We start from the raw sequence: 22,804 nt of genomic DNA on the forward strand, positions 1-22,804 counted from the left end.
CAACGCACATGTGGACGCGTTCTTGGCCAAAATGCTAGGGAGGCCACGGATATTGCACTGCGAGATTCAGATTTCGCGGGGCTGTTCCAGGGCGAGACGACCCCGGTAGAGGGCGCGGCCTTTCTTCACTTTATCGCAGGGTGAACTCAATATGCCGGTAGAGACGCTGACGAAGTCCCTTTGGGTCTATTCGTTCGGGGGAGGCGGCGCTGACGGCGACGCTTCCATGAAGAACCTCCTCGGAGGCAAGGGCGCCAATCTCGCCGAGATGTCGTCTCTGGGTCTGCCGGTTCCGCCCGGCTTTACGATCACCACCGAGGCTTGCGTCCACTATTACGCCAACGGCAAGCAATACCCCGCCGAGCTGGCCGGGCAGGTCGCCGCGGGACTGGCCAAGATCGAGGCCATCACCGGCAAGCGCTTCGGCGATGTGGCCAACCCGCTGCTGGTCTCGGTGCGCTCGGGCGCCCGGGCCTCGATGCCGGGCATGATGGACACCGTCCTGAACCTGGGCCTCAACGACGAGACCGTCGAGGGCCTGGCCAAGCTCTCGGGCGACCGCCGCTTCGCCTATGACAGCTACCGCCGCTTCATCCAGATGTACTCGAACGTCGTACTCGACCTTGAGCACCACATGTTCGAGGAGATCCTCGACGACCATAAGGATCGCCTGGACGTCCACGTCGACACCGGCCTTTCCGCCGACGACTGGGCTGGCGTCATCAAGGACTACAAGGCCGCCGTCCAGAACGAACTGGGCAAGCCGTTCCCGCAGGACGCCCAGGAACAGCTGTGGGGCGCCGTCGGCGCCGTGTTCGCCAGCTGGATGAACGACCGCGCCAAGTTCTATCGCCGCATGCACGACATCCCCGAAAGCTGGGGCACCGCCGTCAACATCCAGTCGATGGTGTTCGGCAACATGGGCGACACCTCGGCCACGGGCGTGGCCTTCACCCGCAATCCGTCCAACGGCGACAACCGCCTGTACGGCGAGTTCCTGATCAACGCCCAGGGCGAGGACGTCGTCGCCGGCATCCGCACGCCGCAGTCGCTGACCAAGGCCGCCCGCGAGGAAATGGGCGACACCGCGCCGTCGATGGAAGAGGCGATGCCGGAGGTGTTCGGCCAGTTCAAGACGGTGGTCGAGACGCTGGAACGCCACTACCGCGACATGCAGGACATCGAGTTCACGGTGGAGCAGGGCGTGCTCTACATGCTGCAAACTCGCAACGGCAAGCGCACCGCCAAGGCCGCGCTGAAGATCGCGGTCGACATGGCCGCCGAGGGCGTGATCAGCAAGGAAGAGGGCGTCAGCCGCGTCGAGCCGGCCTCGCTGGACCAACTGCTGCACCCGACCATCGATCCGACGGCTCATCGCGACGTCGTCACCGTCGGCCTGCCGGCCTCGCCCGGCGCGGCCACCGGCAAGATCGTCTTCGACAGCGACGAGGCCGAGAAGGTCGCCGCCAACGGCGAGGCCGTGATCCTGGTGCGCGAAGAGACCTCGCCCGAGGACATCCACGGCATGCACGCCGCCCGCGGCATCATCACCGCCCGCGGCGGCATGACCAGCCACGCCGCCGTCGTGGCGCGCGGCATGGGTCGTCCTTGCGTCTCGGGCGCCGGCGACGTGTCGATCTTCGCCAAGGAAGGCCTGTTCCGGGCCAAGGGCCGCGAGTTCAAGGCCGGCGAGGTGATCACCATCGACGGCTCCACCGGCGAGATCCTGGCTGGCGCGCCGAAGATGATCGAGCCCGAACTGACCGGCGACTTCGCCACGCTGATGGGCTGGGCCGACCAGGTCCGTCGCCTGAAGGTGCGGGCCAACGCCGAGACGCCGCTCGACGCCAAGACCGCCCGCCAGTTCGGCGCCGAAGGCATCGGCCTGTGCCGCACCGAGCATATGTTCTTCGACGACACCCGCATCGCCGCGGTGCGCGAGATGATCCTGGCCGACGACGAAGCCGGCCGCCGCACGGCGCTGGCCAAGATCGCGCCCTTCCAGAAGGCCGACTTCGTCGAGCTGTTCACGATCATGGAAGGCCTGCCGGTCACCATCCGCCTGCTCGACCCGCCGCTGCACGAGTTCCTTCCTCATACGGAAGAAGACGTTCAGGCCGTGGCCGTGGCCACGGGCCTGGACGCCGCCAAGCTGCTGCGCCGCGCCAAGGAACTGCACGAGACCAACCCCATGCTGGGCCACCGCGGCTGCCGCCTGGGCGTCTCCTATCCCGAGATCTACGAGATGCAGGTCCGGGCCATCCTCGAGGCGGCGTGCGAGATCGCCAAGTCGGGCAGGGCCGCGCCGGTGCCTGAGATCATGCACCCGCTGGTCGCCAAGGGCGAGGAGATGAAGTACCTGCGCGACCTTACCGACCGCGTCGCCAAGGCGGTGCTGGCCGAGCAGGGCGTCGAGCTGAAGTACACCGTAGGCACGATGGTCGAGCTGCCCCGCGCGGCCCTGCGCGCCGGCGATCTGGCCGCCAACGCCGAGTTCTTCAGCTTCGGCACCAACGACCTGACCCAGACGACGTTCGGCATCAGCCGCGACGACGCCGGCAAGTTCCTGGGCGCCTATATCGACAAGGGCATCTTCGAGAAGGACCCCTTCGTCAGTCTCGACCAGGACGGCGTGGGCGACCTGATCCGCATCGCGGCCGAGCGGGGCAGGGCGGCCCGTCCCGACGTCAAGCTCGGTATCTGCGGCGAGCACGGCGGCGACCCGGCCTCGATCGCGTTCTGCGAGAAGGTCGGCCTCGACTATGTCTCCTGCTCGCCCTACCGCGTGCCGATCGCCCGCCTGGCGGCCGCGCAGGCCGCGCTGGCTGGGAAGTAGGCGCTTCACGCCCTTACGTCTGAGCCAGATAACCCCGCCTCCCTCGCCCTCGTGGCGAGGGTCCATGGCGGCGTTGCTCAGGCCTGTCGGGATTGATGCTCACCATCGGGCGGCCTTCCCCAACCTGCGATACCAAGAACGGCCCCGCTCCCACGAGTGGGGCCGTTTTTCTTTGCGCGCCTGCTTGCATCGATATCGATAGGAAGCTATCTAAATAGATAGCAAGCTACCTATCGTTCTTCGAGCATCGTTACATGACGTCCCGCATTCCCAGCGAACGCACCTTCACGGGCGCGGTGCTGCGCCTGGCGCGCATCTACCGCCGTGAAGTCAATCGCGCCCTGGCCGAGCATGGCCTTTCCGACGCCCGCGCCCTGCCGGTGCTGCACATCGCCCGCGCCGGCTCGGGCATGCGGCAAGGTGTGCTGGCCGAGGAACTGGGCGTCGAGGGACCGTCCCTGGTCCGTGTGCTCGACCAGCTGTGCGCTGCGGGCCTAGTGGAGCGCCGCGACGACCCCGCCGACGGCCGCGCCAAGACCCTGCACCTGACCACCGACGGCGCGGCCCTGGCCGTGATCGCCGAAGACACCGTCCAGGCCGTCAGATCGCGCCTTCTGGTCGGGGTCAGCGATGAGGATCTGGCCGCCACCCTTCGCACCTTCGCCGCCTTCGAAGCGGCTCTGGACGCCGCCAACGGGCAGGGGATGTAAGAATCCCATGCCCAAGTTCGACCGGTGGACGCTGCTGTTCTCGCTGAACAGCTTCGTCGCCGCCATGCTCGCCCTCTGGATCGGCTTCGCCGTCGGCCTGCCGCGTCCGTACTGGGCCATGACCACGGCCTATATCGTCAGCCAGCCCCTGGCCGGGGCTGTGCGCTCCAAGGCGCTGTATCGCGTGCTCGGCACCATCCTGGGCGGGGCGGCGGCCGTGGCCATGGTGCCCAACCTTGTCAATGCGCCCGTCCTGCTGTGCCTGGCCCTGGCTCTCTGGGTCGGCGCCTGCCTGACCATCTCGCTGCTCGACCGCACCCCGCGCAGCTACGTTCTGATGCTGGCCGGCTACACGGCCGCCATCATCGGCTTCCCAGCCGTCAGCCAGCCCGGCGCGATCTTCGACCTAGCCGTCTGGCGCGTCGTCGAAATCGGCCTGGGGATCATCTGCGCCACCCTGGTCCACAGCCTGGTCTTCCCGCGTCCCGTCGGGACCGTCCTCCGCGCTCGCCTGGGCGCCTGGCTGGGCGAGGCCGACCGCTGGGCGCTGGACGTGCTGAAGGGCGCCGACGAAGAGGCCTTCGCCCGCGACCGCCAGCACCTGGCTGCCGCCGCCAGCGAGATCCAGATGCTTGCCACGCACCTGCCGTTCGACACCACCCGCCTGCGCGAGACCACCGGCGTCGTGCGGGCTTTGCATGAGCGGCTGCTGATCCTCATCCCCCTGCTGTCGGGCCTGGCCGATCGCATGCAGGCGCTGAAGGATGTCAAGGACCCCGCCGCCCGAGCGGCGCTGGACGCCGCCGTCGCCTGGATCGAGGCCGGCGCGACCCGCGGCCCTGGCCTGGAGCTTATCGACCACCTCAAGGCCGAAGCCGCCGCGCGGCGCGGCGGCGACTGGAACGCCCTCTTGGTCGAGAGCCTGCTGGTGCGCCTGGCCGAGACCGTCCAGGCCCTGGGCGAGGGGCATGCGCTGATGACCCGACTGAAGAATCCTGACGTCCCACTGTCGCCGAACCTGACGGCGGCCACCGCCAACGCCGCCCGCCGCCGCATGCACAGCGACCTGCCGTTGGCGCTTCTTTCGGGCGCGGCGGCCGCAATCGCCGTGCTGCTGTCCTGCGGCATCTGGATCGTCTCGGGCTGGGGCGACGGCGCCTCGGCGCCGGTGATGGCTGCGGTGTTCTGCTGCTTCTTTGCGGCCATGGACGACCCCGTGCCGGCGATCCGCAGCTTCGGAATCTTCACCCTGGTCTCGCTGCCGCTGTCGGCGCTCTACATGTTCGCCGTGCTGCCGGCCATCGACGGCTTCCCGCTGCTGGTCCTGACCCTGGCCCCGCCGCTGCTGTTCATCGGCTTGTTCATTCCCAATCCCAAGACCATGGGGGCGGGCCTAGCCACCCTGATCGGCTTCTGCAACGCCCTGGCCCTGCAAGAGACCTTCAGCGCCGACTTCGCGAGCTTCCTGAACATCAATCTCGGCCAGTTCGTCGGCCTGGGGGCGGCGATCTTCGTCACCGCCGCCATGCGCTCGATGAGCATCGACGCCGGCGCCCGTCGCCTGCTGTCGCGCACCTGGAAGGGCATCGCTCGCCTGGCGCGCGCCGGCCGCGCCCCGGAGCCGGCCGCTTTCGCCGCCGCCCTGGTCGACCGCCTGGGCCTGCTTAGCCCCAAGCTCGCCGCAGTCGGCCCGCGCCACGACCTCGTCGGCGTCGACGTGCTGCGCGACCTGCGGGTGGGCATGAACCTGGTGGCCGTCCAGACCGCTCGTGGCGACCTTTCCGGTCCGGCCCGCGCGTCGCTCGACGCCGTGCTGGGCGGGGTAGGCGATCACTATGCGGCCCTGTCGGCCGGCCGTCGCGCCCCGCCGCACGCCGACCTTCTGGCCAAGCTCGATCAGGCCCTCGGCCGCCTGGGCCAGGCCCAGTTCGTATCCGGCGGCGTCACCGGCCTCGTCGGCCTGCGCCGCAATCTCTTCCCCGACGCCCCCGCCTTCAATCCGGAGCCCGCCGCATGATCGGCGAATACAATATCGACGGCGTCTTTCTGTCGTCCGTCCTTGTCTCGGCCGTCTTGGCCCTCGTCGCCGCCTTCGTGCTCCGACGCGTGCTGTCCTGGGCCGGCGCCTACCGCTTCGTCTGGCATCCGGCGCTCTTCGACACCGCGCTCTTCGTCATCCTCTGGGCCGCCGCCGTGGCCCTTGTCCGTCGTTAAGAAAAACATGCCCCAGCTGAAAACTATCCTCCCCCAATCCGGCCGCGTCGCGGTCACCCTGGCCGTCGTCGCCGTCGCCGTGGTCGGGGGCAAGCGCCTCTGGGACCACTACCAGGTCGATCCCTGGACCCGTGACGGCCGCGTCCGCGCCGACATCGTCCAGGTCGCCCCCGACGTCTCGGGTCTGGTCACCGCCGTCCAGGTGGTCAACGACCAGACGGTCAAAGCCGGCCAGCCGCTGTTCTATGTCGACCGAGACCGTTACGCGCTTGCCCTGCGTCAGGCCGACGCGGCCGTTGCCGCCCAGAAGGCCCAACTGGCCCAGGCCCGTCGCGAGCTGGCCCGCAATCGCGTGCTGGGCGACCTTGTCGCTGGCGAAATCACCGAGCAGAGCCTGGCCAAGGTCGAGCAGGGGCAGGCCGCTTTGGCCCAGGCGCTCGCCGCCCGCGACCTGGCGGCCCTGAACCTGAAACGCACCCTGGTGGTCGCCCCCACCGACGGCTTTCTGTCGGACCTGACGTTGCGCACCGGTGACTACGTCACCGCCGGCAAGCCGGTGCTGGCCTTGATCGACAGCCGCTCCTACCGGGTCGAGGGCTACTTCGAGGAGACCAAGCTCAAGGGCCTGCACGTCGGCCAGAAGGTCAGCATCACGGTGATGGGCGAGGACAGGCCGCTGCACGGCCACATCCAGTCGATCGCGGCCGGCATCGAGGACCGTGACCGCGCCGCCGGCGCCAGCCTGTTGCCCAACGTCAATCCGACCTTCAGCTGGGTGCGCCTGGCCCAGCGCGTGCCCGTCCGCGTCGCCCTGGACGAGACGCCCAAGGACCTGCGCCTGATCGCCGGCCGCACAGCCACGGTCGCGGTGCTGGGCCAAGGAGATGGCGTGAGGGGCGAGGGCAAGGTCGTCGGCAAGGGAGCCGTCTCGTGACTATGACCCGCACCCTGGCGGCGGCCGCCTCGCTGCTGGCGCTCGCCGCCTGCACGACCGTCGGCCCGACCTACAAGCGGCCCGACGCGGCCAAGATCAACGAGCCGGCCGCGCAAGCCCCGTTCATGGGCGCCGCCAGCGCCGCCGTCAGCCAGGACCCCGTCCCAGACGGCTGGTGGAAGCTCTATGACGACGAGACCCTGAACGGACTGGTCGAACAAGCTCTGAGCGCCAATACGGACCTGCGTGTGGCCGCCGCCAACCTGGTCCGCGCCCGCGCCGTGGCCGGCGAGGCCGACGACGCCGGTGGTTTCTCGGTCGGCGCCTCGGGGGCGGCCATGCGCGCCCGCGAGTCCGGCGAGCAGTACCTGATGACCCAGCCCCTGCCGGTCGAGAACCTGGCTGACGCCGGCGTGAAGGTCTCCTACCAGGTCGACCTCGTGGGCCGGCTCAAGCGCGCCGCCGAAGCCGCCCACGCCGACGCCGACGCCAGCCAGGCCGCCCTGGATCTGGCCCGCGTAAGCGTCGCCGCCGACGTCGCCCGCGCCTATGTCGACGCCTGCTCGGCCGGCCATGAGATTCACGTGGCCGAACATAGTCTGGCGCTCCAGCAGAAGAGCCTGGAGGTCACGGGCCGCCTGATCGCCGCCGGTCGCGGCACGGCGCTGGACGCGACTCGCGCCCGCGCCCAGGTCGACCTGCAGCGCGCCGCCATCCCCACCTTCGAGGCCCACCGCAAGGCCGCGCTCTACAAGCTGGCCGTGCTCACTGGAAAACCGCCCGCTGAGTTCCCCGAGGCCGTGGAGGACTGCGCCTCACCGCCGAAGCTCGCCCAGCCCCTGCCGGTCGGCGACGGCGCGGCGCTGCTCAAGCGTCGTCCCGACGTGCGCCAGGCCGAGCGCACCCTGGCCGGCGCCACCGCCCGCATCGGCGTGGCGCGCGGCGCGCTCTATCCGAACGTCAGCTTCGGCATGGGCGCGGGCTCGACGGGCCTGCTGGCTGACATCGGCCAGCCCGCCGCCAACCGCTGGAGCCTGTCGGGCCTGATCTCCTGGACCCTGCCGGGCGAGGGCGAGCGCGCCCGCATCCGCGGGGCCGAAGCCGGCGCGGACGGGGCCCTGGCAAGGTTCGACGGAGTGGTGCTGAACGCCCTGCGCGAGACAGAGACGAGCCTGACCGCCTACGCCCACGAACTCGACCGCAACGCCGCCCTGCGCGCCGCCCGCGACGAGGCCGTCAAGGCCGAGCGCCAAGCCGCCACGCTCTACAAGGCCGGCCGCGCGCCCTACCTTCAGGGGCTGGACGCACAGCGCACTCTAGCGGGTGCGGAGGCGGCTCTGGCGGCGTCGGATGCGGCCGTGGCGGCCGACCAGGTCAACCTGTTCCTGGCGCTGGGCGGCGGCTGGGAAACCGCGCCGCCGGTGAAGGTGGTGCAGGCGCAGCGCTAGGAGAGGGCGAGCTCTCTCCGTGAAGGGGGAAGCCATGGGAACCGGATGCCGAGCTCGGCCCCTCGATCAAGCCACCAGAAGCCGCCGCCCACGGCGGCCGACGCTCAGACGGCGGCTGAACTTGAAAAGTCCCAGCAGGCTGACCGATGGATCCTCGCCACATGGGCGAGGAAGGCGCTCGTTCAGATCCTCCCTTTCTGGGGGAGGTGGCCTGGAGGGCCGGAGGGGGGTCACCCCGGCGCCCGCTCGCTCCAGAGGTCGAGGTCGTTCTCATGTCCGATCAGCGCCAGGCCCGAGGCGATCGACTCGAACTCGCCGCCGCTCTCGATCCGTTCCGCACCGAACCGGCGCAGGAAGATCTCACGCACCGCCGGCACGAAGGAGGAGCCCCCGGTCAGGAACACCCGGTCGACGCCCCCGGCCGTCAGGCCCGAGCGCTCCAGCGCTTGGTCAACGGCCGTCTCGATGGCCTTCAGTTCCGGGGCGATCCAGCTTTCGAACTCAGTCCGGGCGACGTCGCGTTCGATCACCACCGAGCCCGCCCTGAACGAGAACCGCGCCTCTTCCTTGCCTGACAGCGCCTCCTTCAGGCTCGAAACCGAACGGTAGAGGGCGTAGCCGTGATTGTCGTCGAGCACCTCGATCAGCCGGGCGATCTTCTCGGGTTCGACCGCCGTGCGCTCCAGGGCGCGGATGTCGCGCATGTCCTTGGAGGCCCGCAGCATGGCCAGTTGGTCCCAGCGGGCGAAGGCCGTGTAGTAGCGCTGCGGGATCGGCAGGCGGCTGGACATGGCCTTGTAGAGGCTGCCCTTGCCCAGTTCCGGCGACACCACATTGTCGATGATCCGGTAGTCGAAGGCGTCGCCGGCCACGCCGACGCCCGAGCGCGCAAGAGGAACCGAGCGCAGCTGGCCGCCTTGGCGCTCGAACCGCACGATCGAGAAGTCGCTGGTGCCGCCGCCGAAGTCGGCCACCAGCACCGTGGCGTCCTCCTTCAGCTGGCGGGCGAAGAAGAAGGCCGCGCCGACCGGTTCGTGGGCGTAGCGGATGTCGGTGAAGCCCAGGCGCTCGAAGGCGGCCTCGTAGCGCTTCAGGGCCAGGGCCTCGTCGGGGTTGCCGCCGGCGAAGGTCACCGGCCGGCCGACGATCACGCGCGGCGGCAGGTCGGCCATCTGGCCCTGCGCATGGTCGCGCAGCTTGAACAGGAACGCCGCCAGCAGGTCTTCGAACTGGTAGCGCTTGTCGAGGATCTTGGTCTCGGTAAAGGCCGCGCTGGCCGCGAACGTCTTGAACGACTGGACGAAGCGGGTCTCGAGCGGGTCTTCGACATAGGCTTCGATCGCCCAGGGGCCGGCCTCGATGACGCGCTCGGTCGGACGGCCGTCCGGGCCGGCCATCGAATGGAAGCTCAGCGCCGAGCGGAAGGCGAAGATGTCCTTATCGCCGACGGGAAAGCGCACCAGGCGCGCGGGGCCTTGGCCGTCGGCGATGGCGACGACGGTGTTGGTGGTGCCAAAATCGATGCCGATCGTCGGCTGGACGGCGGACGTCATGGGGAAGCTCGGGCCGGGGAGGGGGTCGTGCGTCCTACAGCCATCAGCGCAGGGGTCAAGCGACTTAACGGGGTTTTTACGTCGCAGCCGAAAAACTGCGTTCGACTACCGCGAATCCGGCGTGGACCAGACAAACATCCGGGGGGAAACGAACATGAAGCTCGACGATCTCAAGATCGCGTCGAAGGTCGCCCTGCCGGCCGTCGTGCTGGGCGTGGCCGTGCTGGCCTGTACGGGCCTGGGCGTCTGGCAGCAGAAGAGCCTGGACGCCGCCACCAGCCGCCTCGTCGAGCACCGCGCGCCCGCCGAAGTCCAGTCGGCACGCTTCAGCCGGCGCCTTGCCATGATGGGTCACGCCGCCCACCGCACCGTCACCTACGACGCTGGTTCCGAACAGGCCCAGGCCGCCTCGAGAGAGCTCGACAAGGTCTATGCCGAGGGCAAGGACAGTCTCGACAAGATGACCGGCTTCGACCCGGCGATCGCCGACAGGGCCGAGAGTTTCCGCGCCCGCATCGACGCTCTCTACGGCGAGGCGCGCGGCGCGGCGGACAAAGGCTTGTCCAACGATGACACCGGTGCCATGGCGCAACTGGCCGTCATGGATCCCGCGATCGACGGCCTCGCCAAGGATGTGAAGGCCTGGGGCGACGGCTATCACGAGGAGACTGACGCCATGGTCACGGCCGCCCGCGCCGAGGCGCAGCGCGGCGTGCTGCTGACCCTGCTGTTCGGCGTCGCGGCGGCCCTGGGCGGCGTGGCCTTCGCGCTCTGGATAGGTGCGGTGAAGATCTCGCGACCCGTGGCCGTGCTGTCGCGGGCCATGAACGACCTGGCCGAGGGCCGCCTGGAGACCGCCGTGGCCGGCGCCGGCCGCCGCGACGAGGTCGGGTTGATGGCCAAGGCCGTGCAGGTCTTCAAGGACAACGCCCTGGCCCTGAAAAGCGCCCAGGCCGAGCAGGCCCGCTCCCGTGTCGCCAGCGACGAGGAGCGCGGCCGCAACGAGCAGGCCCGCGAGGCCGCCGCCCGCGAGCAGGCCTTCGTCATGGAGACCATCGCCGACGGCCTGTCGCGCCTGTCGCGTGGCGACCTGACCGTGCGCGTGACCGAGGCTTTCCCGGATGGCTATCACCAGCTTCGCGATGACTTCAATGCCGCCATGGGCCACCTGGACGAGGCCATGGGTCAGATCCTGGCCGCCGTGGACGGCATCGGCCGGGGCTCGGACGAGATCGCCGCCGCCGCCGACCACACCGCCCGCCGCAGCGAGCAGCAGGCCGCTAGCCTGGAAGAAACCGCCGCCGCCCTGGACGAGATCACCGCCACCGTCCGTCGCGCCTCGCAGGGCGCCGGCGAGGCCGCCCGCGTGGTCGGCTCGGCCCGGGGCGACGCCGAGCGCTCCGGCGAAGTGGTGCGCGGCGCCGTCGAGGCCATGACCGGCATCGAAAGCTCCTCGCGCCAGATCGGCCAGATCATCGGCGTCATCGACGAAATCGCCTTCCAAACCAACCTGTTGGCTCTCAACGCCGGGGTCGAGGCCGCCCGGGCCGGAGAGGCGGGGCGCGGCTTCGCCGTCGTCGCCCAGGAGGTGCGCGCGCTCGCCCAGCGCAGCGCCGACGCCGCCAAGGAGATCAAGACCCTGATCTCGACCTCGGCCCGCCAGGTCGACGAGGGCGTCAAGCTGGTCGGCCAGACCGGCGAGGCCCTGGAAGGCATCGTCTGCAAGGTCGGCGAGATCGACGCCCTGGTGCGCGAACTGGCGGCTTCCGCCGGCGAGCAGGCCACCGGCCTCAACGAGGTCAATTCGGCCGTGAACCAGATGGACCAGGGCGTGCAGCAGAACGCCGCCATGGTCGAGGAGGCCAACGCCGTCGCCCACGCCCTCAAGAGCGAAATCGTCGGCCTGGTCGAGATGACGGAGCGGTTTCGGGTGTCCAGCGCGAGACAGGCGCGGAGCTTTCGCATGGCGGGGTAGGACTTCGTCGCATTGACATTTGGCCCGCGCACCCGTCCTTGGCGCGCTCACTTGAAAGGGCCGGCCTTTGGAACAGTTCGACGTCGTGGTGCTGGGAGCCGGCGCGGCCGGCATGATGTGCGCCATCGAGGCCGGCAAACGCGGTCGCAGCGTGCTGATCGTCGACCACGCCAAGGCGGCGGGCGAGAAGATCCGCATCAGCGGCGGCGGCCGCTGCAACTTCACCAATGTCGGCGCGACGCCCGCCAACTTCCTGTCGGCCAATCCGAAGTTCTGCGTCTCGGCCCTGCGCCGCTATCGCCCGGCCAACTTCATCGATCTGGTTAAGAAGCACGGCATCGCCTTCCACGAGAAGACGCTGGGCCAGCTGTTCTGCGACGGCTCCTCCAAGGAGATCATCGCCATGCTGCTGGACGAGATGGCCGAGGCCGGCGTCGTGCTGCGCCTGGAAACGGCGATTCAGGGCGTCGACAGGCAAGGCGAGGGTTTCGTTGTGGAGCTGTCGAGCGGCGCGGTCGCCTGCGCCTCGCTGGTGGTCGCCACCGGCGGCAAGTCGATCCCGAAGATGGGCGCGACGGGCGTGGGCTATGAAATCGCGCGGCAGTTCGGCCTGGCCATCATCGAGCCGCGTCCGGCCCTGGTGCCGCTGACCTTCGAGGCACGCACGCTTGAAAGGCTTTCGCCCCTGTCGGGCGTGTCGGTCGACGCCGTGGTGGCCAGCGGCAAGACCAAGTTCCGCGAAGGCATGCTGTTCACTCACCGGGGCCTGTCGGGCCCGTCGATCCTGCAGATCTCGTCCTATTGGCGCGAGGGCGGCGAGATCACGGTCGACATGGCGCCGGGCGTCGACGTTTTCGCCGCGCTGAAGGCCGAGCGTTCGACCAATGGCCGTCGCGCGCTGCACACCGTGCTGGGCGAGATCGTGCCCAAGCGGCTGGCCCAGAAGATCGTCGAGGACGAGGGCATCGCCGGTAACATCGCCGACTGTTCGGACAAGGTGCTGGCCCGTGTCGGCGGCGTCGTCAACGCCTGGACCTTCAAGCCGGTGGGCTCGGAAGGCTATCGCACGGCGGAAGTGACGCTGGGCGGGATCGACACCGATGAGCTGGATTCCCGCTCGATGATGGCCAAGTCCGTGCCGGGCCTGCACTTCATCGGCGAGGTTGTCGACGTGACTGGCTGGCTCGGCGGCTATAACTTCCAGTGGGCCTGGGCGTCGGGCTGGTGCGCAGGGCAGGCGGTCTAGAACCGGCCCGTCGGCTCGGCGGCGCCGTCGCCAAACGAAAGAGGGGGCTTTCGCCCCCTCGGAAAACTACTTCTTCTTGAACGGCTTCGGCTTGCCGCCGAACTCGCCCTTGGCCTTGAAGGGCTTGGGGCCCTTGAACGCCGGCTTGTCGCCGAAGGCGGGCTTGGCCTTGTAGGGCTTGGCCGGAGCGTCGCCGAACGCCTTGGGGGCGCGGGGCTTGTACTCGCGCGGACCGTCGGCGTTGTCGCGGCCTTCGGCGCGCGGCTTGTAGGCTCGCTTAGGCGCGCCGTCGCTTTCGATCGGCGAGTAGGGGCGCGGGGCCTCGTCGCGATCGCGCGGCTTGAAGTCGCGCGGCGGGCGCGGCTTGTAGTCGCCCTTCGGCTCGTCGCCGCGGCCGTACGGCTTGGCGCCGCTCACGCCGTCGCGGTCGTAGCCGCCCTGGCGCGGAGCGCGGGGAGCGCGGGGTGCGTCGTCGTAGTTGCGCGGACCACGGGGCGGACGCGAGTCGCCGTCGAAGTCACGCGGCGGACGCGGCGCGCGCGGACCGTCGCCGCGCGGGGCCGGCGCCGTGGTCGGGGTGATCTGGACGTCCTCGCGCACAGTGGTCTGCACCGCCGCGCCGAACTTCACAGCCGCCTCGGCCGAGATCTCGAACTTGGTGTCGTAATCGAAGATCCGGATCGAGCCGATGTCTTTCTTGGTGATGTGGCCCTGGCGGCAGATCAGCGGGATCAGCCACTTGGGATCGGCGTTGCCGCGACGGCCGACGCTGATGCGGAACCACTCCGAGCCGTCCATGCTGACGCGCGGCTCGCGCTCCGGGCGGTCGCCGTACTCGCGGGGCTCGCGCGGCTCACGCGAGCGCGGACCCGGATCGGCGCCGTGGCGCGGATCGTCATAGATTTCTTCCGGGGCCGGCAGCTTGGCGCGACGGGTGCGGATCAGGGCCGCGGCGATCTCGGTCGGGGTGCGCTTGGCCAGCATGGCTTCGGCCAGGGCCAGATCTTCCTCGTTGGTGGCTTCCAGGAAGATCGGATCGTCGAGCAGGCGCTCGGTGTCCTTGGCGCGGATCTCGTCGGCGCTCGGAGCGCCGCCCCAGACGCCTTCGACGCCGGCGGCGAACAGCAACTGCTCAGCCTTGCGGCGGCGGGTATAGGGCACGACGAGCGCCGAGACGCCCTTCTTGCCGGCCCGGCCGGTGCGGCCCGAACGGTGCAGCAGGGTGGCCTTGTTGACCGGCAGTTCGGCGTGGATGACGAGGCCCAGGTCCGGCAGGTCTAGGCCGCGGGCGGCGACGTCGGTGGCGACGCAGACGCGGGCGTGCCCGTCGCGCAGGGCCTGCAGGGCGTCGGCGCGTTCGCGCTGGCTCAGTTCGCCGGAGAGGCCGACGACGTCGAAGCCGCGTTCGCGCAGCTTGCTGTGCAGCGAGCGGACGCTTTCGCGGGTGTTGGCGAACACCAGGGCGCCGGGGCTTTCGAAATAGCGCAGCAGGTTGACGACCGCGTGCTCGGTCTCGTTCGGCGCCACGCGCACGGCGCGGTACTCGATGTCGCGGTGCGGCTCGTTGCGGTCGATGGTGTCGATGCGCAGGGCGTCGTTCTGGTAGTTCTTGGCCAGGGCGATGATGTCGCGCGCCAGGGTCGCCGAGAACAGCAGGGTGCGCCGGTCGGCCGGGGCGGCGTCGAGGATGAACTCGAGGTCCTCGCGGAAGCCCATGTCGAGCATCTCGTCGGCCTCGTCGAGGACGGCGACCTTCAGCTCGGAGAGATCCAGGTGGCCGCGCTCGATGTGGTCGCGCAGGCGGCCCGGGGTGCCGACGACGATGTGGGCGCCGAAGTTCAGGGCGCGCTGCTCGCGGCGGGCGTCCATGCCGCCGACGCAGTTGACGACCGTGGCGCCGGCCTGGGCGTAGAGCCATTCCAGTTCGCGATTGACCTGCATGGCCAGTTCGCGGGTCGGGGCGATGACCAGGGCCATCGGCAGGCCTGCCTTGGGCAGGCGCTCGGCCTCGCCCAGCAGGGTCGGGGCTGCGGCCAGGCCGAAGGCCACGGTCTTGCCCGAGCCGGTCTGGGCGCTGACCAGCAGGTCGCGGCCTTCGGCGCCGGCTTCCAGCACGGCGGCCTGTACGGGGGTGGGCTCGGCGTAACCCTGAGCAGCGAGCGCCCGCTCAAGAGCGGGGTGGGAGGCGGGGAAGGGCATCTTGGTCCAGTTCGATTCTGCAGGCGGCGAGCACACAAAAACGCCCGCGGCCTGCGCCACGACCAAATTACGACCCCGTTGTCCCGGACCCGTCTGATTGGTCACTTGTCATGAAAATAAACCTCTCCGGCCGCCAAAACGAGCCGTTTGCGCCAGCGAGGAAATTTGCAAGGGCGCGTTAAGACGCCAAACCGACGCGAAAGGCAAGGGGCGGCCGACGATTAGCGCCGACTGCGGCGCTTTGGCCGCAGGCGCCTCAATGAGAAACGCCCCGCCCGGAGGTCCGGACGGGGCGTCTTTCAAGGTGGCGACCGAGGCGATCAGGCTTTCGGCGGAGCCATCAGGGTCAGCTTGCTGGCCGTGGCCTTGGCGGCGTCGTGCTGCGTGGGCGGCAGCGGGATCAGGCCGCGGCCCTGCAGATAGCCGCCGCGGCCGGTGGCGGCGTCGGAGACGAACTCGTTCAGGAATTCCTTCAGGCCTGGCGTCACGCCGACCTGGCCCTTCTTCACGTAGATGAAGAGCGAGCGCGAGACGGGGTAGCTGCCGTTGGCGATGGTCTGCGGGGTGGGTTTCACGCCGTTGACGGCCGCGCCCTTGATGACGTTGGCGTTCTCTTCGAGGAACGAGAAGCCGAACACGCCCAGCGCGCCGGGCGTCTTGGTCAGGGTGCCGACGATGGCGTTGTCGTTCTCGCCCGCGTCGATCCAGGCGCCATCCTTGCGCATCGGGTCGACCTTGGCCTTGAAGCCCTTCTCGTCGGCGTCGTGCAGCTTCTTGATGGTCGGGAACTTCTTGGCGCCGCCTTCGATGGCCAGCTCGACCCAGGCGTCGCGGGTGCCCGAGGTGGGCGGCGGGCCGTAGACGAGGATGCGGTTGGCCGGCAGGCCCGAGCCCACGTCCTTCCAGGTTTTGTACGGGTTGTTCACGAACTGACCGCCGCGCAGGGCGTTCTGGGCGAGGCCGAGATACAGGTGTTCGAGCTTGAAGTTGTAGTCGGGCGACTTCTTGTCCATCGCGATGACGATGCCGTCGAAGCCGATCTTGATCTCGATGATGTCCTTGACGCCCTTGGCCTTGCAGGCCTCGAACTCGGACTTCTTCATCGGACGCGAGGCGTTGGCGATATCGGGGAAGCCTTCGCCCATGCCGCCGCAGAACATCTTGATGCCGCCGCCGGTGCCGAGGCTCTCGACCTTGGGCGACTTCTTGCCGGTCTTCTTGGCGAAGTTCTCGGCGACGCGGGTGCTGAACGGGAAGACGGTCGAGGAGCCGGCGGCCCAGACATAGTCACGGGCGGCGTGAGCGCTGGGAGCCAGGGCCAGCAGGCCAAGCGCGGCGGCGGCTCCGAGGAAGGCTTTCATGGACGACATCCTGATGGTCGGCTTGGGGCCATTTGGAATCTTGGACGTGTCGGGCGGACCCTTAAGAGGGAACGGTCTCCGACCTCGTCGACCGCAGATTAGCGGCGGCGAGGTCGGCTATTTGTCACAGTTCGGCGACAGATTTGCGACAGGTGACGGCTAAACGTCCGACCACGGATCAGGATGCACCCGCCGGCGGGCGCCGGTCCAGGACCTCCAGCACCTTTTCCTTCGGGCGCGCCAGCACCGCTCCCTTGGGCGTGACGACGATCGGGCGCTCGACCAGGATCGGGTGTTCGATCATCGCCGCAAGGATCACATCATCTGCGGCGGCCGGGTCGGTCAGGCCCAGTTCCTCGGCCGGGGTGCCCTTGACGCGCAACAGGCCGCGGGCGCCGAGGCCGGTTCGGGCGGCCAGATCCCTTAGCTGGTTCAGTGTCCAGCCCGCCTTCAGGTACTCGACCACGGTGGGCGCGTAGCCGGCGGCTTCGATGATCGCCAGGGTGTTGCGCGAGGTGCCGCACTTGGGATTGTGGAAGATGGTGATCGGAAAGTCGGTCATGGCGGCCTCTGGAGACGATGCGAGGCTGATAGCAGGCGACGAGCGGACCGGCCAAGTCGCCCTCGTCGCTTCAGAATAGTAGTTGCGATTCACTCGCATCAATGCGACTGGGACGCCCCGCCCGAAGAGGAGCGCCCCATGCGCGACGACCGGGGTCTGGACGACCCGCCGCCCACGCTCGACGAACTGCTCTCCGAGCCCATCGTCCGCCTGCTGATGCGCCGCGATGGCGTGGAGGAGGGCGAAGTGCGAAAGCTCATCGCCCGGGTGGCCTCCAGCCGCAGGTCCTAAAGTCCTTTCAGGATCAGGTTGGGCAGCACGCTGTTGTCCCATTCGGGCGTCTTGGGCGGATTGTCGCCGACGCGCAGCACGATCAGTCGCTTGGACGGCACGATGTAGACTACCTGGTTGGAGTTTCCGCAGAAGAGATAGAGGTCGTCGGCGGCGTAGGGCTCGCTGTGCAGAATCTTGGGCCAGGGCGTGTCGGGCGCCGCCCAGCCGCGACGCTCCACGTAGGGCGCGCCGATATAGACGCCCAGTCCGTAGTGAGGGTTCTGCTTCGTCGGGGTGCGCATCTCTCCGACATAGCCCGCGGGCAACAGCCGCTTGCCGGCATGGACCCCATCGTCGATCAGCAGGATGGCCAGGCGCAGCCAGCTCTCGGCCGGCAGCAGGATACAGCAGCCCGAGTGGGCCAGACCGCCCGGACGGTCGACCCAGATCTGGCCTCCGGGCGCGTCGATGGGCTTTAGCACTTCTTCGGAGATGAACTCGGCGTAGCGGCGACCGGTGGCGCGCTCGATGACCAGGGCCACCAGCTCGGAGGTGGCGTTGGCGTAGTCGTAGCGACTGCCCGGGGTGTTCACGAGCGGGTAGTCGTTGATCAGGATGTCGTCGTGACGCGGGTGCAGGTAGGCCCGGTTCAGCACGTCGGCCGGATCGGTGCTGAAGCCCTGCGGCAGGAAGCCGGTGCGCATGTCCAGAGTGTGGCGGACCAGGATCTCGGCCTTGGGCGTGCCCCTCCACTCGGTGATGAAGTCGGCGAGCGACTGGTCCAGCGACTTGATGACGCCCAGCTCAAGGGCCCTGCCGATGGCGACGGCGGTCAGCGGCTTGGCCAGCGACTTTGACGCCAGCAGGGTCGGGCGGCTGGCGCCGGCGAAGTAGGTCTCGCGTTCCAGCACGCCGTCGCGCCAAACCATGAAGGCCTTTGCTTTGCTTTGCTCGGCATAGGCCTGAGCCGAGTCGAGGGCGGCGGCGTCGATCGTGGCCGGCGAAGCGGCGGGAATCAGCGTGCGGCCGGCCGCCCCAGGCACGGGCTCGAGCGTGTCATAGGTCTCCTGCGGCGCATTGGCGGCGGCCTGAAAGCGCTGAAGATACAAGGCCTCGTCGGCTGACGTTACGGAAGTTTCAGCGCTCATCTCGGGCTCCGACGTTATGTGAGCCTGACCGTAAATCCACGAATTGCCACTTCGTTGACCGCGTGGTCAAATATCCGCCCTGCGAAAGAGCAGGCGACGCACAAAAGACGACTCCGACCGTTGCGGGGCTTCGTTGCGCTATCCGGCAAACGGATAGTCGGGACGTGGTTTCCGCCAGACCCCCGCCGCCACGGTCTGGAGTTCGCGTGAATCTGGAGGAGGCGTTTCGATGGAAAAAGGTGTGCCGATCAGGGCCATCAGCCGCTGCATCTCGGTGCTGCAGGCGATCAACCGGCGTGGTTCGCTGTCGATGATGGAGATCGCCCAAACCTCGGGCGTTCCCTATCCGACGGCCTGCCGCATCGTTCAGACCCTGCTGCACGAGAAGCTGATCGAGCGCGAGCCGGCGCGGAAGCGCTATCGCCCGACGATGCTGGTGCAGTCGCTGTCGCACGGGTTCCAGGAGAGCGATCGCCTGGTGGCCTGCGCCCGTCCGCACATCGTCGACCTGACCGCCAAGGTGACCTGGCCGGTCTCGATCGCCACGCGGGTCGGCCAGCAGATGATGATCCGCGACTCGACGCACACCATGACGTCGCTGACGCTGAACAACTACTATCCCGGCTACACCCTGCCGATCCTGGAGAGCGCAGCGGGCAAGGCGTATCTCGCCTTCGCCAGTCCCGACGAGCAGGCGGCCGTGCTGGAGGCCTATCGCCGCGGCGAGGGCCAGGTGGATCCGCTGACCCTGCAGTATGCCGAGTCCGGCGGGATGTTCTCCGACATCATCGAGGCGGGCGTGGCCACCAAGGGGCGCAACCCCTACACCGCCACCCCGGGCAAGACCTCGTCGATCGGCGCGCCGATCTTCAACAGCGAGGGCGTCTGCGGGGCGCTGGTGCTGGTGTTCTTCTCGTCGTCGATGAAGATGCCCGACGCGCTCAAGCAGTACGGCGACAAGCTGAAGATCGCCGCGGCGGCCATCAGTCGCGACCTGTCCGAGCCCCTGTCCCGCGCCGCCTAGCGGCGCGGGATGGCGCTTCAGGTCGTTTCTTTGGGTGTGTCCCATTGCGGATAGCGTCCCATGAGGAGGATCAGCGTGCCGCTGGCCACAAAGCCGGCGGCCGCGATCGCCAGGGCGCGGCCATAGCCGCCGTCATGGTCGTAGAGCGCTCCGAAGCCGATGGCGCCGATCGGAACGCCCAGCGAGATCGCCACCCCGATCAGGGCGTAGACGGCGCCGTAGGAACGCATGCCGAAATAGCGGGCGACGAAGAAGGCGGCGACGTCGACCTCGCCGCCCTGCGCCGCGCCGATCAGCAGCACGGCCAGCACCGCCAGCGGCCACTGGCCGTGGCCGGTCGCCAGCAGGCCCACGCCCAGCGCCGGCAGGACGAGGGCGATGGCGGCCGGGATCGGGGCCCAGAAGCGGTCGACCGCCCAGCCGACGACGATCCGGCCCAGGGCGACCGAAACGGCCAGCAGCGCCACCAGCCAGCCGGCGGCCCGGGCGTCGAGGCCCTGGTCGGTGAGGATCGGCTGAAGCTGGCTGATCACGCCCGTCAGGCCCGCCGTCGCCAGCAGGATCGCCAGGGCCAGGATCCAGAAGCGGCCGGTCTTCAGCGCCTGGCCGGCGGTCAGGCCGACCTGGGCGACCTGTCGGGCGGCGGCGATCTCGCCCGCGGCCGCGCCGCGCTTGGCCAGCCAGCGCGGGCGCTCCCACAGGGCCACCAAGACGGTGGGCAGGGCGACGAAGATCGACAGCGCCGCCAGCGCCGCATAGCCGCCACGCCAGCCATGATGGGTGATGACGAAGTTCAGCAGCGGCGCCGACAGCGCCGCGACCAGCGACACGCCGGTCAGCGTAAGCCCCAGCGAAAGGCCGCGGCCCTTCTCGAACCAGGTGTTGACCGCCCGGGTGTAGCCGATCGGCCCGGTGCCGCTGCCCAGGATGACCAGCAGGGCGAAGAGGCCGTAGAAGGCGCCCAGCGACGGAGGCATGGCCGCCAGCATCGCGTAGACCGCCGCCAGCAGGCCGATGGAGACCATCGCCACGGGCCGCACCCCGACCTTGTCGATCAGCCAGCCCAGCACGGGAGCCACGAACAGGGCCGCCAGGGCCGCGCCCTGGGCCTGGGCGATCTGGCCGCGCGTCCAGCCCAGATCGGCCTGCAGGGCCTTCACGAACAGCGAGCCGACATACTGCTGCAGGCTGATGCCGCAGCCGACCCCAACGCCTGCCGCCAGCACCACGCGCCAGCCCCTGCGGAACTCGTCCCGAACCTCGCTCACGCGTCACATCCCCCGGGCCGCCTGGCCCCAATGTCCCCAGTCGAGCATCCGACGGCCCGCGCGCGGCGCGCCATCGTTTCGCGCGGGCTGATCGACAGGCGGGGAGGGCGCGCGGCAAGGCGGCGGCCGGGCCGCCCCCGCTTCACAACAGCTTCCAGTTCATTCCGACGGAGTTTCCCATGGCGGACGCCAGCGACGCAGCGATCTTCGGCCCCTCGAAGGAGGTCCTGGGCTTCCTGGGCGAGGCCCATGGCCAGCTGATCGGCGAGGCCTTCGTCGAAGGACGCGGGCAGACCCTGATCGAGGTCGAGGATCCGGCCACCGAGCAGGTGATCGCCAAGGTGCGGGCCAGTTCGCCCGAGGATCTCGACCAGGCCGTGGCCGCGGCCCGCAAGGCCTTCAAGGGTTGGAGCCGCACCTCCGGCGCCGACCGGGCGCGGATCATGCTGCGCTTCGCCGACCTGCTGGAACGCGATGCGGAGACGCTGGCGCAGATCGAGACGCTGGAGAACGGCATGCCGGTCGCGCTGTCGGGCGCGACCATCAAGGGCTTCTGCGCCGACTATGTGCGCTATTACGCGGGCCTGGCCACCAAGCTGGAGGGCTCGACCATTCCAGCGAGGGCCAACGGCCGCGAGGCGCTGGATCTTCTGGTCTACACGGTGCGCGAGCCGGTGGGCGTGGTCGGGGCGATCGTGCCGTGGAACGTGCCGGTGTCGATGATCATCCTGAAGCTGGCGCCGGCCCTGGCGGCGGGCTGCACGCTGGTTTTGAAGAGCGCCGAGCTGACGCCGCTGACCTCGATCCTGGTGGCCCGCCTGTGGCTGGAGGCCGGCGGCCCGCCCGGCGTGTTCAACCTGATCCATGGCCTCGGCCACGAGATCGGCGCGGCGCTGGTCTCGCATCCGGGCGTCGACAAGATCACCTTCACGGGCTCGACGGCGGTGGGCAAGGAGATCGTCCGCGCGGTCAGCCATGACCTCAAGCGCGTGTCGCTGGAGCTGGGCGGCAAGTCGCCGTTCGTGATCTTCCCCGACGCGGACCTGGCCGACGCCATCCCGTCGGCGGCGATGGCCTGCTTCTTCCTGTCAGGCCAGAACTGCATGGCGGGCACGCGCCTGTTCGTGCACGAGAAGGTGCTGGAGCCGGTGCTGGAAGGCCTGGCCCAGACGGCCGCCTATCTGAAGGTCGGGCCGGGCCTGGACCCGACCACGATGATCGGCCCGCTGGTTTCGGGCCGCCAGAAGGGCAGGGTGCTGGAGCATGTGGAGGCCGCCGCCGCCGAGGGCGCGCGCCTGGCCTATTCCGGCGAGGTTCCTTCGGGGCCAGGGCACTATGTGGCGCCGACCATCTATGCCGACGTGACGCCGGGCATGCGCCTGGCTCGCGAGGAGGTGTTCGGGCCGGTGCTGGGCGTACAGAGCTTCGGCGACGATGACGAGGCGCTCCTGGCTGCGATCAACGCCACGACCTATGGCCTGTCGGGCTCGGTCTGGACCAGGGACCTGTCGCGCGCCCACCGGATGGCCCGCGCCATCGACAGCGGCCAGGTGGGGGTGAACATCCACGCCGCCCTGAGCCCGGAGACCCCGTTCGGCGGCAACCGCCAGTCGGGCTGGGGCCGCGAGTTCGGCCGCGAGGGCGTGGACGCGTACCTGAAGACCAAGGCCGTGAGCGTGAACCTGGGGGTGGGGTAGAGGGCGACGGCCTGTCGCCCCAGATGCTCCCCCTGAAGGGGGAGCTGTCGCGGAGCGACTGAGGGGGAAGGGGCTTCTGTGGTGGAGGGAGCACTGACCTCATCAGTCACTTCCCCCTCCGGCCCTCCGGGCCACCTCCCCCTTCGGGGGGAGGATCTTGGACACGCGACTTCGGCCTCACGCGGCTTGCCGCTGAGCTTGTGGAGAGGGCGCGGGGCGTCCGGGCCTCGCCCGGATGTGTGAGTTCTAAGTACCGTTTCGACGAAGCATAGACGCCCCGCGCGATCGTTACGCCTCAGGCCGGGGCGCGCGGGCCTCTTCCGCCCTGTGCCCCTTCCCCATGCAGTGCGCCCCGT

General features: G+C 69.2%; 17 protein-coding genes. 11 read left to right on the forward strand and 6 right to left on the reverse strand.

The window, feature by feature from the left end; translation table 11 throughout:
- The first annotated feature begins 151 nt into the window (after positions 1 to 151).
- The 6 genes from ppdK to DDF67_RS17845 all read left to right on the forward strand — a co-directional run bounded on the left by ppdK (position 152) and on the right by DDF67_RS17845 (position 8,142).
- Positions 152 to 2,836, forward strand: coding sequence for a pyruvate, phosphate dikinase (ppdK, locus tag DDF67_RS17820; protein WP_109102188.1), 2,685 nt, complete (start codon positions 152 to 154; stop codon positions 2,834 to 2,836).
- A gap of 341 nt (positions 2,837 to 3,177) precedes the next feature.
- On the forward strand, positions 3,178 to 3,546 hold the full coding sequence (locus tag DDF67_RS17825; RefSeq protein WP_408608624.1) for a MarR family winged helix-turn-helix transcriptional regulator: 369 nt from the start codon (positions 3,178 to 3,180) through the stop codon (positions 3,544 to 3,546).
- Positions 3,547 to 3,553: 7 nt separating this feature from the next.
- Positions 3,554 to 5,563, forward strand: coding sequence for an FUSC family protein (locus tag DDF67_RS17830; protein ID WP_109102190.1), 2,010 nt, complete (start codon positions 3,554 to 3,556; stop codon positions 5,561 to 5,563).
- The gene (locus DDF67_RS17835) at positions 5,560 to 5,760 is read left to right on the forward strand and encodes a DUF1656 domain-containing protein (protein ID WP_109102191.1); all 201 of its coding nucleotides are present in this window, start codon (positions 5,560 to 5,562) and stop codon (positions 5,758 to 5,760) included. Before DDF67_RS17830 ends, DDF67_RS17835 begins: the two co-directional genes overlap by 4 nt.
- Positions 5,761 to 5,767: 7 nt before the next feature.
- The gene (locus DDF67_RS17840; protein ID WP_109102192.1) at positions 5,768 to 6,694 is read left to right on the forward strand and encodes an efflux RND transporter periplasmic adaptor subunit; all 927 of its coding nucleotides are present in this window, start codon (positions 5,768 to 5,770) and stop codon (positions 6,692 to 6,694) included.
- A 2-nt stretch (positions 6,695 to 6,696) separates the two neighbouring features.
- Positions 6,697 to 8,142, forward strand: a complete 1,446-nt coding sequence (locus tag DDF67_RS17845) for an efflux transporter outer membrane subunit (RefSeq protein WP_233247694.1) — start codon at positions 6,697 to 6,699, stop codon at positions 8,140 to 8,142.
- 230 nt (positions 8,143 to 8,372) lie between these two features.
- On the opposite strand, the gene DDF67_RS17850 is transcribed toward DDF67_RS17845, so the two are convergent.
- On the reverse strand, positions 8,373 to 9,695 hold the full coding sequence (locus DDF67_RS17850) for an Hsp70 family protein (protein ID WP_109102194.1): 1,323 nt from the start codon (positions 9,693 to 9,695) through the stop codon (positions 8,373 to 8,375).
- 154 nt (positions 9,696 to 9,849) lie between these two features.
- Here DDF67_RS17850 and DDF67_RS17855 point away from each other — a divergent pair, with 154 nt between their 5' ends.
- Positions 9,850 to 11,670, forward strand: a complete 1,821-nt coding sequence (locus tag DDF67_RS17855; protein ID WP_109102195.1) for a methyl-accepting chemotaxis protein — start codon at positions 9,850 to 9,852, stop codon at positions 11,668 to 11,670.
- A gap of 67 nt (positions 11,671 to 11,737) precedes the next feature.
- Positions 11,738 to 12,916 (forward strand): BaiN/RdsA family NAD(P)/FAD-dependent oxidoreductase, encoded by a 1,179-nt coding sequence (locus DDF67_RS17860; protein WP_109102196.1) that lies wholly within the window; start codon positions 11,738 to 11,740, stop codon positions 12,914 to 12,916.
- A gap of 66 nt (positions 12,917 to 12,982) precedes the next feature.
- Here DDF67_RS17860 and DDF67_RS17865 read toward each other — a convergent pair whose 3' ends face one another.
- The 3 genes from DDF67_RS17865 to arsC all read right to left on the reverse strand — a co-directional run bounded on the left by DDF67_RS17865 (position 12,983) and on the right by arsC (position 17,038).
- The gene (locus DDF67_RS17865; RefSeq protein WP_109102244.1) at positions 12,983 to 15,115 is read right to left on the reverse strand and encodes a DEAD/DEAH box helicase; all 2,133 of its coding nucleotides are present in this window, start codon (positions 15,113 to 15,115) and stop codon (positions 12,983 to 12,985) included.
- Between the two features lie 320 nt (positions 15,116 to 15,435).
- Complete coding sequence (locus DDF67_RS17870; RefSeq protein ID WP_109102245.1) at positions 15,436 to 16,476, reverse strand: substrate-binding domain-containing protein; 1,041 nt, start codon at positions 16,474 to 16,476, stop codon at positions 15,436 to 15,438.
- A 178-nt stretch (positions 16,477 to 16,654) separates the two neighbouring features.
- Positions 16,655 to 17,038 (reverse strand): arsenate reductase (glutaredoxin), encoded by a 384-nt coding sequence (gene arsC, locus DDF67_RS17875; protein ID WP_109102197.1) that lies wholly within the window; start codon positions 17,036 to 17,038, stop codon positions 16,655 to 16,657.
- Between the two features lie 138 nt (positions 17,039 to 17,176).
- Between arsC and DDF67_RS25585 the strand changes: the two genes are divergently transcribed.
- Entirely contained in the window at positions 17,177 to 17,329 is a 153-nt protein-coding gene (locus DDF67_RS25585; protein WP_154112613.1) for a hypothetical protein, read from the forward strand.
- Here the strand turns inward: DDF67_RS25585 and DDF67_RS17880 are convergent.
- On the reverse strand, positions 17,326 to 18,459 hold the full coding sequence (locus tag DDF67_RS17880; RefSeq protein WP_109102198.1) for a serine hydrolase domain-containing protein: 1,134 nt from the start codon (positions 18,457 to 18,459) through the stop codon (positions 17,326 to 17,328). The genes DDF67_RS25585 and DDF67_RS17880 overlap by 4 nt on opposite strands.
- Positions 18,460 to 18,688: 229 nt before the next feature.
- On the opposite strand from DDF67_RS17880, the gene DDF67_RS17885 reads away from it, so the two are divergent.
- Positions 18,689 to 19,483 (forward strand): IclR family transcriptional regulator domain-containing protein, encoded by a 795-nt coding sequence (locus tag DDF67_RS17885; protein ID WP_109102199.1) that lies wholly within the window; start codon positions 18,689 to 18,691, stop codon positions 19,481 to 19,483.
- A 17-nt stretch (positions 19,484 to 19,500) separates the two neighbouring features.
- On the opposite strand, the gene DDF67_RS17890 is transcribed toward DDF67_RS17885, so the two are convergent.
- The gene (locus DDF67_RS17890; RefSeq protein WP_109102200.1) at positions 19,501 to 20,751 is read right to left on the reverse strand and encodes an MFS transporter; all 1,251 of its coding nucleotides are present in this window, start codon (positions 20,749 to 20,751) and stop codon (positions 19,501 to 19,503) included.
- A 179-nt stretch (positions 20,752 to 20,930) separates the two neighbouring features.
- On the opposite strand from DDF67_RS17890, the gene DDF67_RS17895 reads away from it, so the two are divergent.
- Entirely contained in the window at positions 20,931 to 22,448 is a 1,518-nt protein-coding gene (locus DDF67_RS17895) for an aldehyde dehydrogenase family protein (RefSeq protein ID WP_109102201.1), read from the forward strand.
- Positions 22,449 to 22,804: the final 356 nt, after the last annotated feature.

This window comes from Caulobacter endophyticus, from assembly GCF_003116815.1.
GTDB classification, from domain to species: Bacteria; Pseudomonadota; Alphaproteobacteria; order Caulobacterales; family Caulobacteraceae; genus Caulobacter; species Caulobacter endophyticus.

What these genes read in the sequence shown, in the direction of transcription:
- DDF67_RS17830 (WP_109102190.1), top strand. Translation starts at nt 3,554, where the DNA reads ATGCCCAAGTTCGACCGGTGGACGCTGCTGTTCTCGCTGAACAGCTTC.
- ppdK (WP_109102188.1), top strand. Translation starts at nt 152, where the DNA reads ATGCCGGTAGAGACGCTGACGAAGTCCCTTTGGGTCTATTCGTTCGGG.
- DDF67_RS17885 (WP_109102199.1), top strand. Translation starts at nt 18,689, where the DNA reads ATGGAAAAAGGTGTGCCGATCAGGGCCATCAGCCGCTGCATCTCGGTG.
- DDF67_RS25585 (WP_154112613.1), top strand. Translation starts at nt 17,177, where the DNA reads ATGCGCGACGACCGGGGTCTGGACGACCCGCCGCCCACGCTCGACGAA.
- DDF67_RS17835 (WP_109102191.1), top strand. Translation starts at nt 5,560, where the DNA reads ATGATCGGCGAATACAATATCGACGGCGTCTTTCTGTCGTCCGTCCTT.
- DDF67_RS17840 (WP_109102192.1), top strand. Translation starts at nt 5,768, where the DNA reads ATGCCCCAGCTGAAAACTATCCTCCCCCAATCCGGCCGCGTCGCGGTC.
- arsC (WP_109102197.1), bottom strand. Translation starts at nt 17,038, where the DNA reads ATGACCGACTTTCCGATCACCATCTTCCACAATCCCAAGTGCGGCACC.
- DDF67_RS17855 (WP_109102195.1), top strand. Translation starts at nt 9,850, where the DNA reads ATGAAGCTCGACGATCTCAAGATCGCGTCGAAGGTCGCCCTGCCGGCC.
- DDF67_RS17895 (WP_109102201.1), top strand. Translation starts at nt 20,931, where the DNA reads ATGGCGGACGCCAGCGACGCAGCGATCTTCGGCCCCTCGAAGGAGGTC.
- DDF67_RS17870 (WP_109102245.1), bottom strand. Translation starts at nt 16,476, where the DNA reads ATGAAAGCCTTCCTCGGAGCCGCCGCCGCGCTTGGCCTGCTGGCCCTG.
- DDF67_RS17880 (WP_109102198.1), bottom strand. Translation starts at nt 18,459, where the DNA reads ATGAGCGCTGAAACTTCCGTAACGTCAGCCGACGAGGCCTTGTATCTT.
- DDF67_RS17845 (WP_233247694.1), top strand. Translation starts at nt 6,697, where the DNA reads ATGACCCGCACCCTGGCGGCGGCCGCCTCGCTGCTGGCGCTCGCCGCC.
- DDF67_RS17865 (WP_109102244.1), bottom strand. Translation starts at nt 15,115, where the DNA reads ATGCCCTTCCCCGCCTCCCACCCCGCTCTTGAGCGGGCGCTCGCTGCT.
- DDF67_RS17850 (WP_109102194.1), bottom strand. Translation starts at nt 9,695, where the DNA reads ATGACGTCCGCCGTCCAGCCGACGATCGGCATCGATTTTGGCACCACC.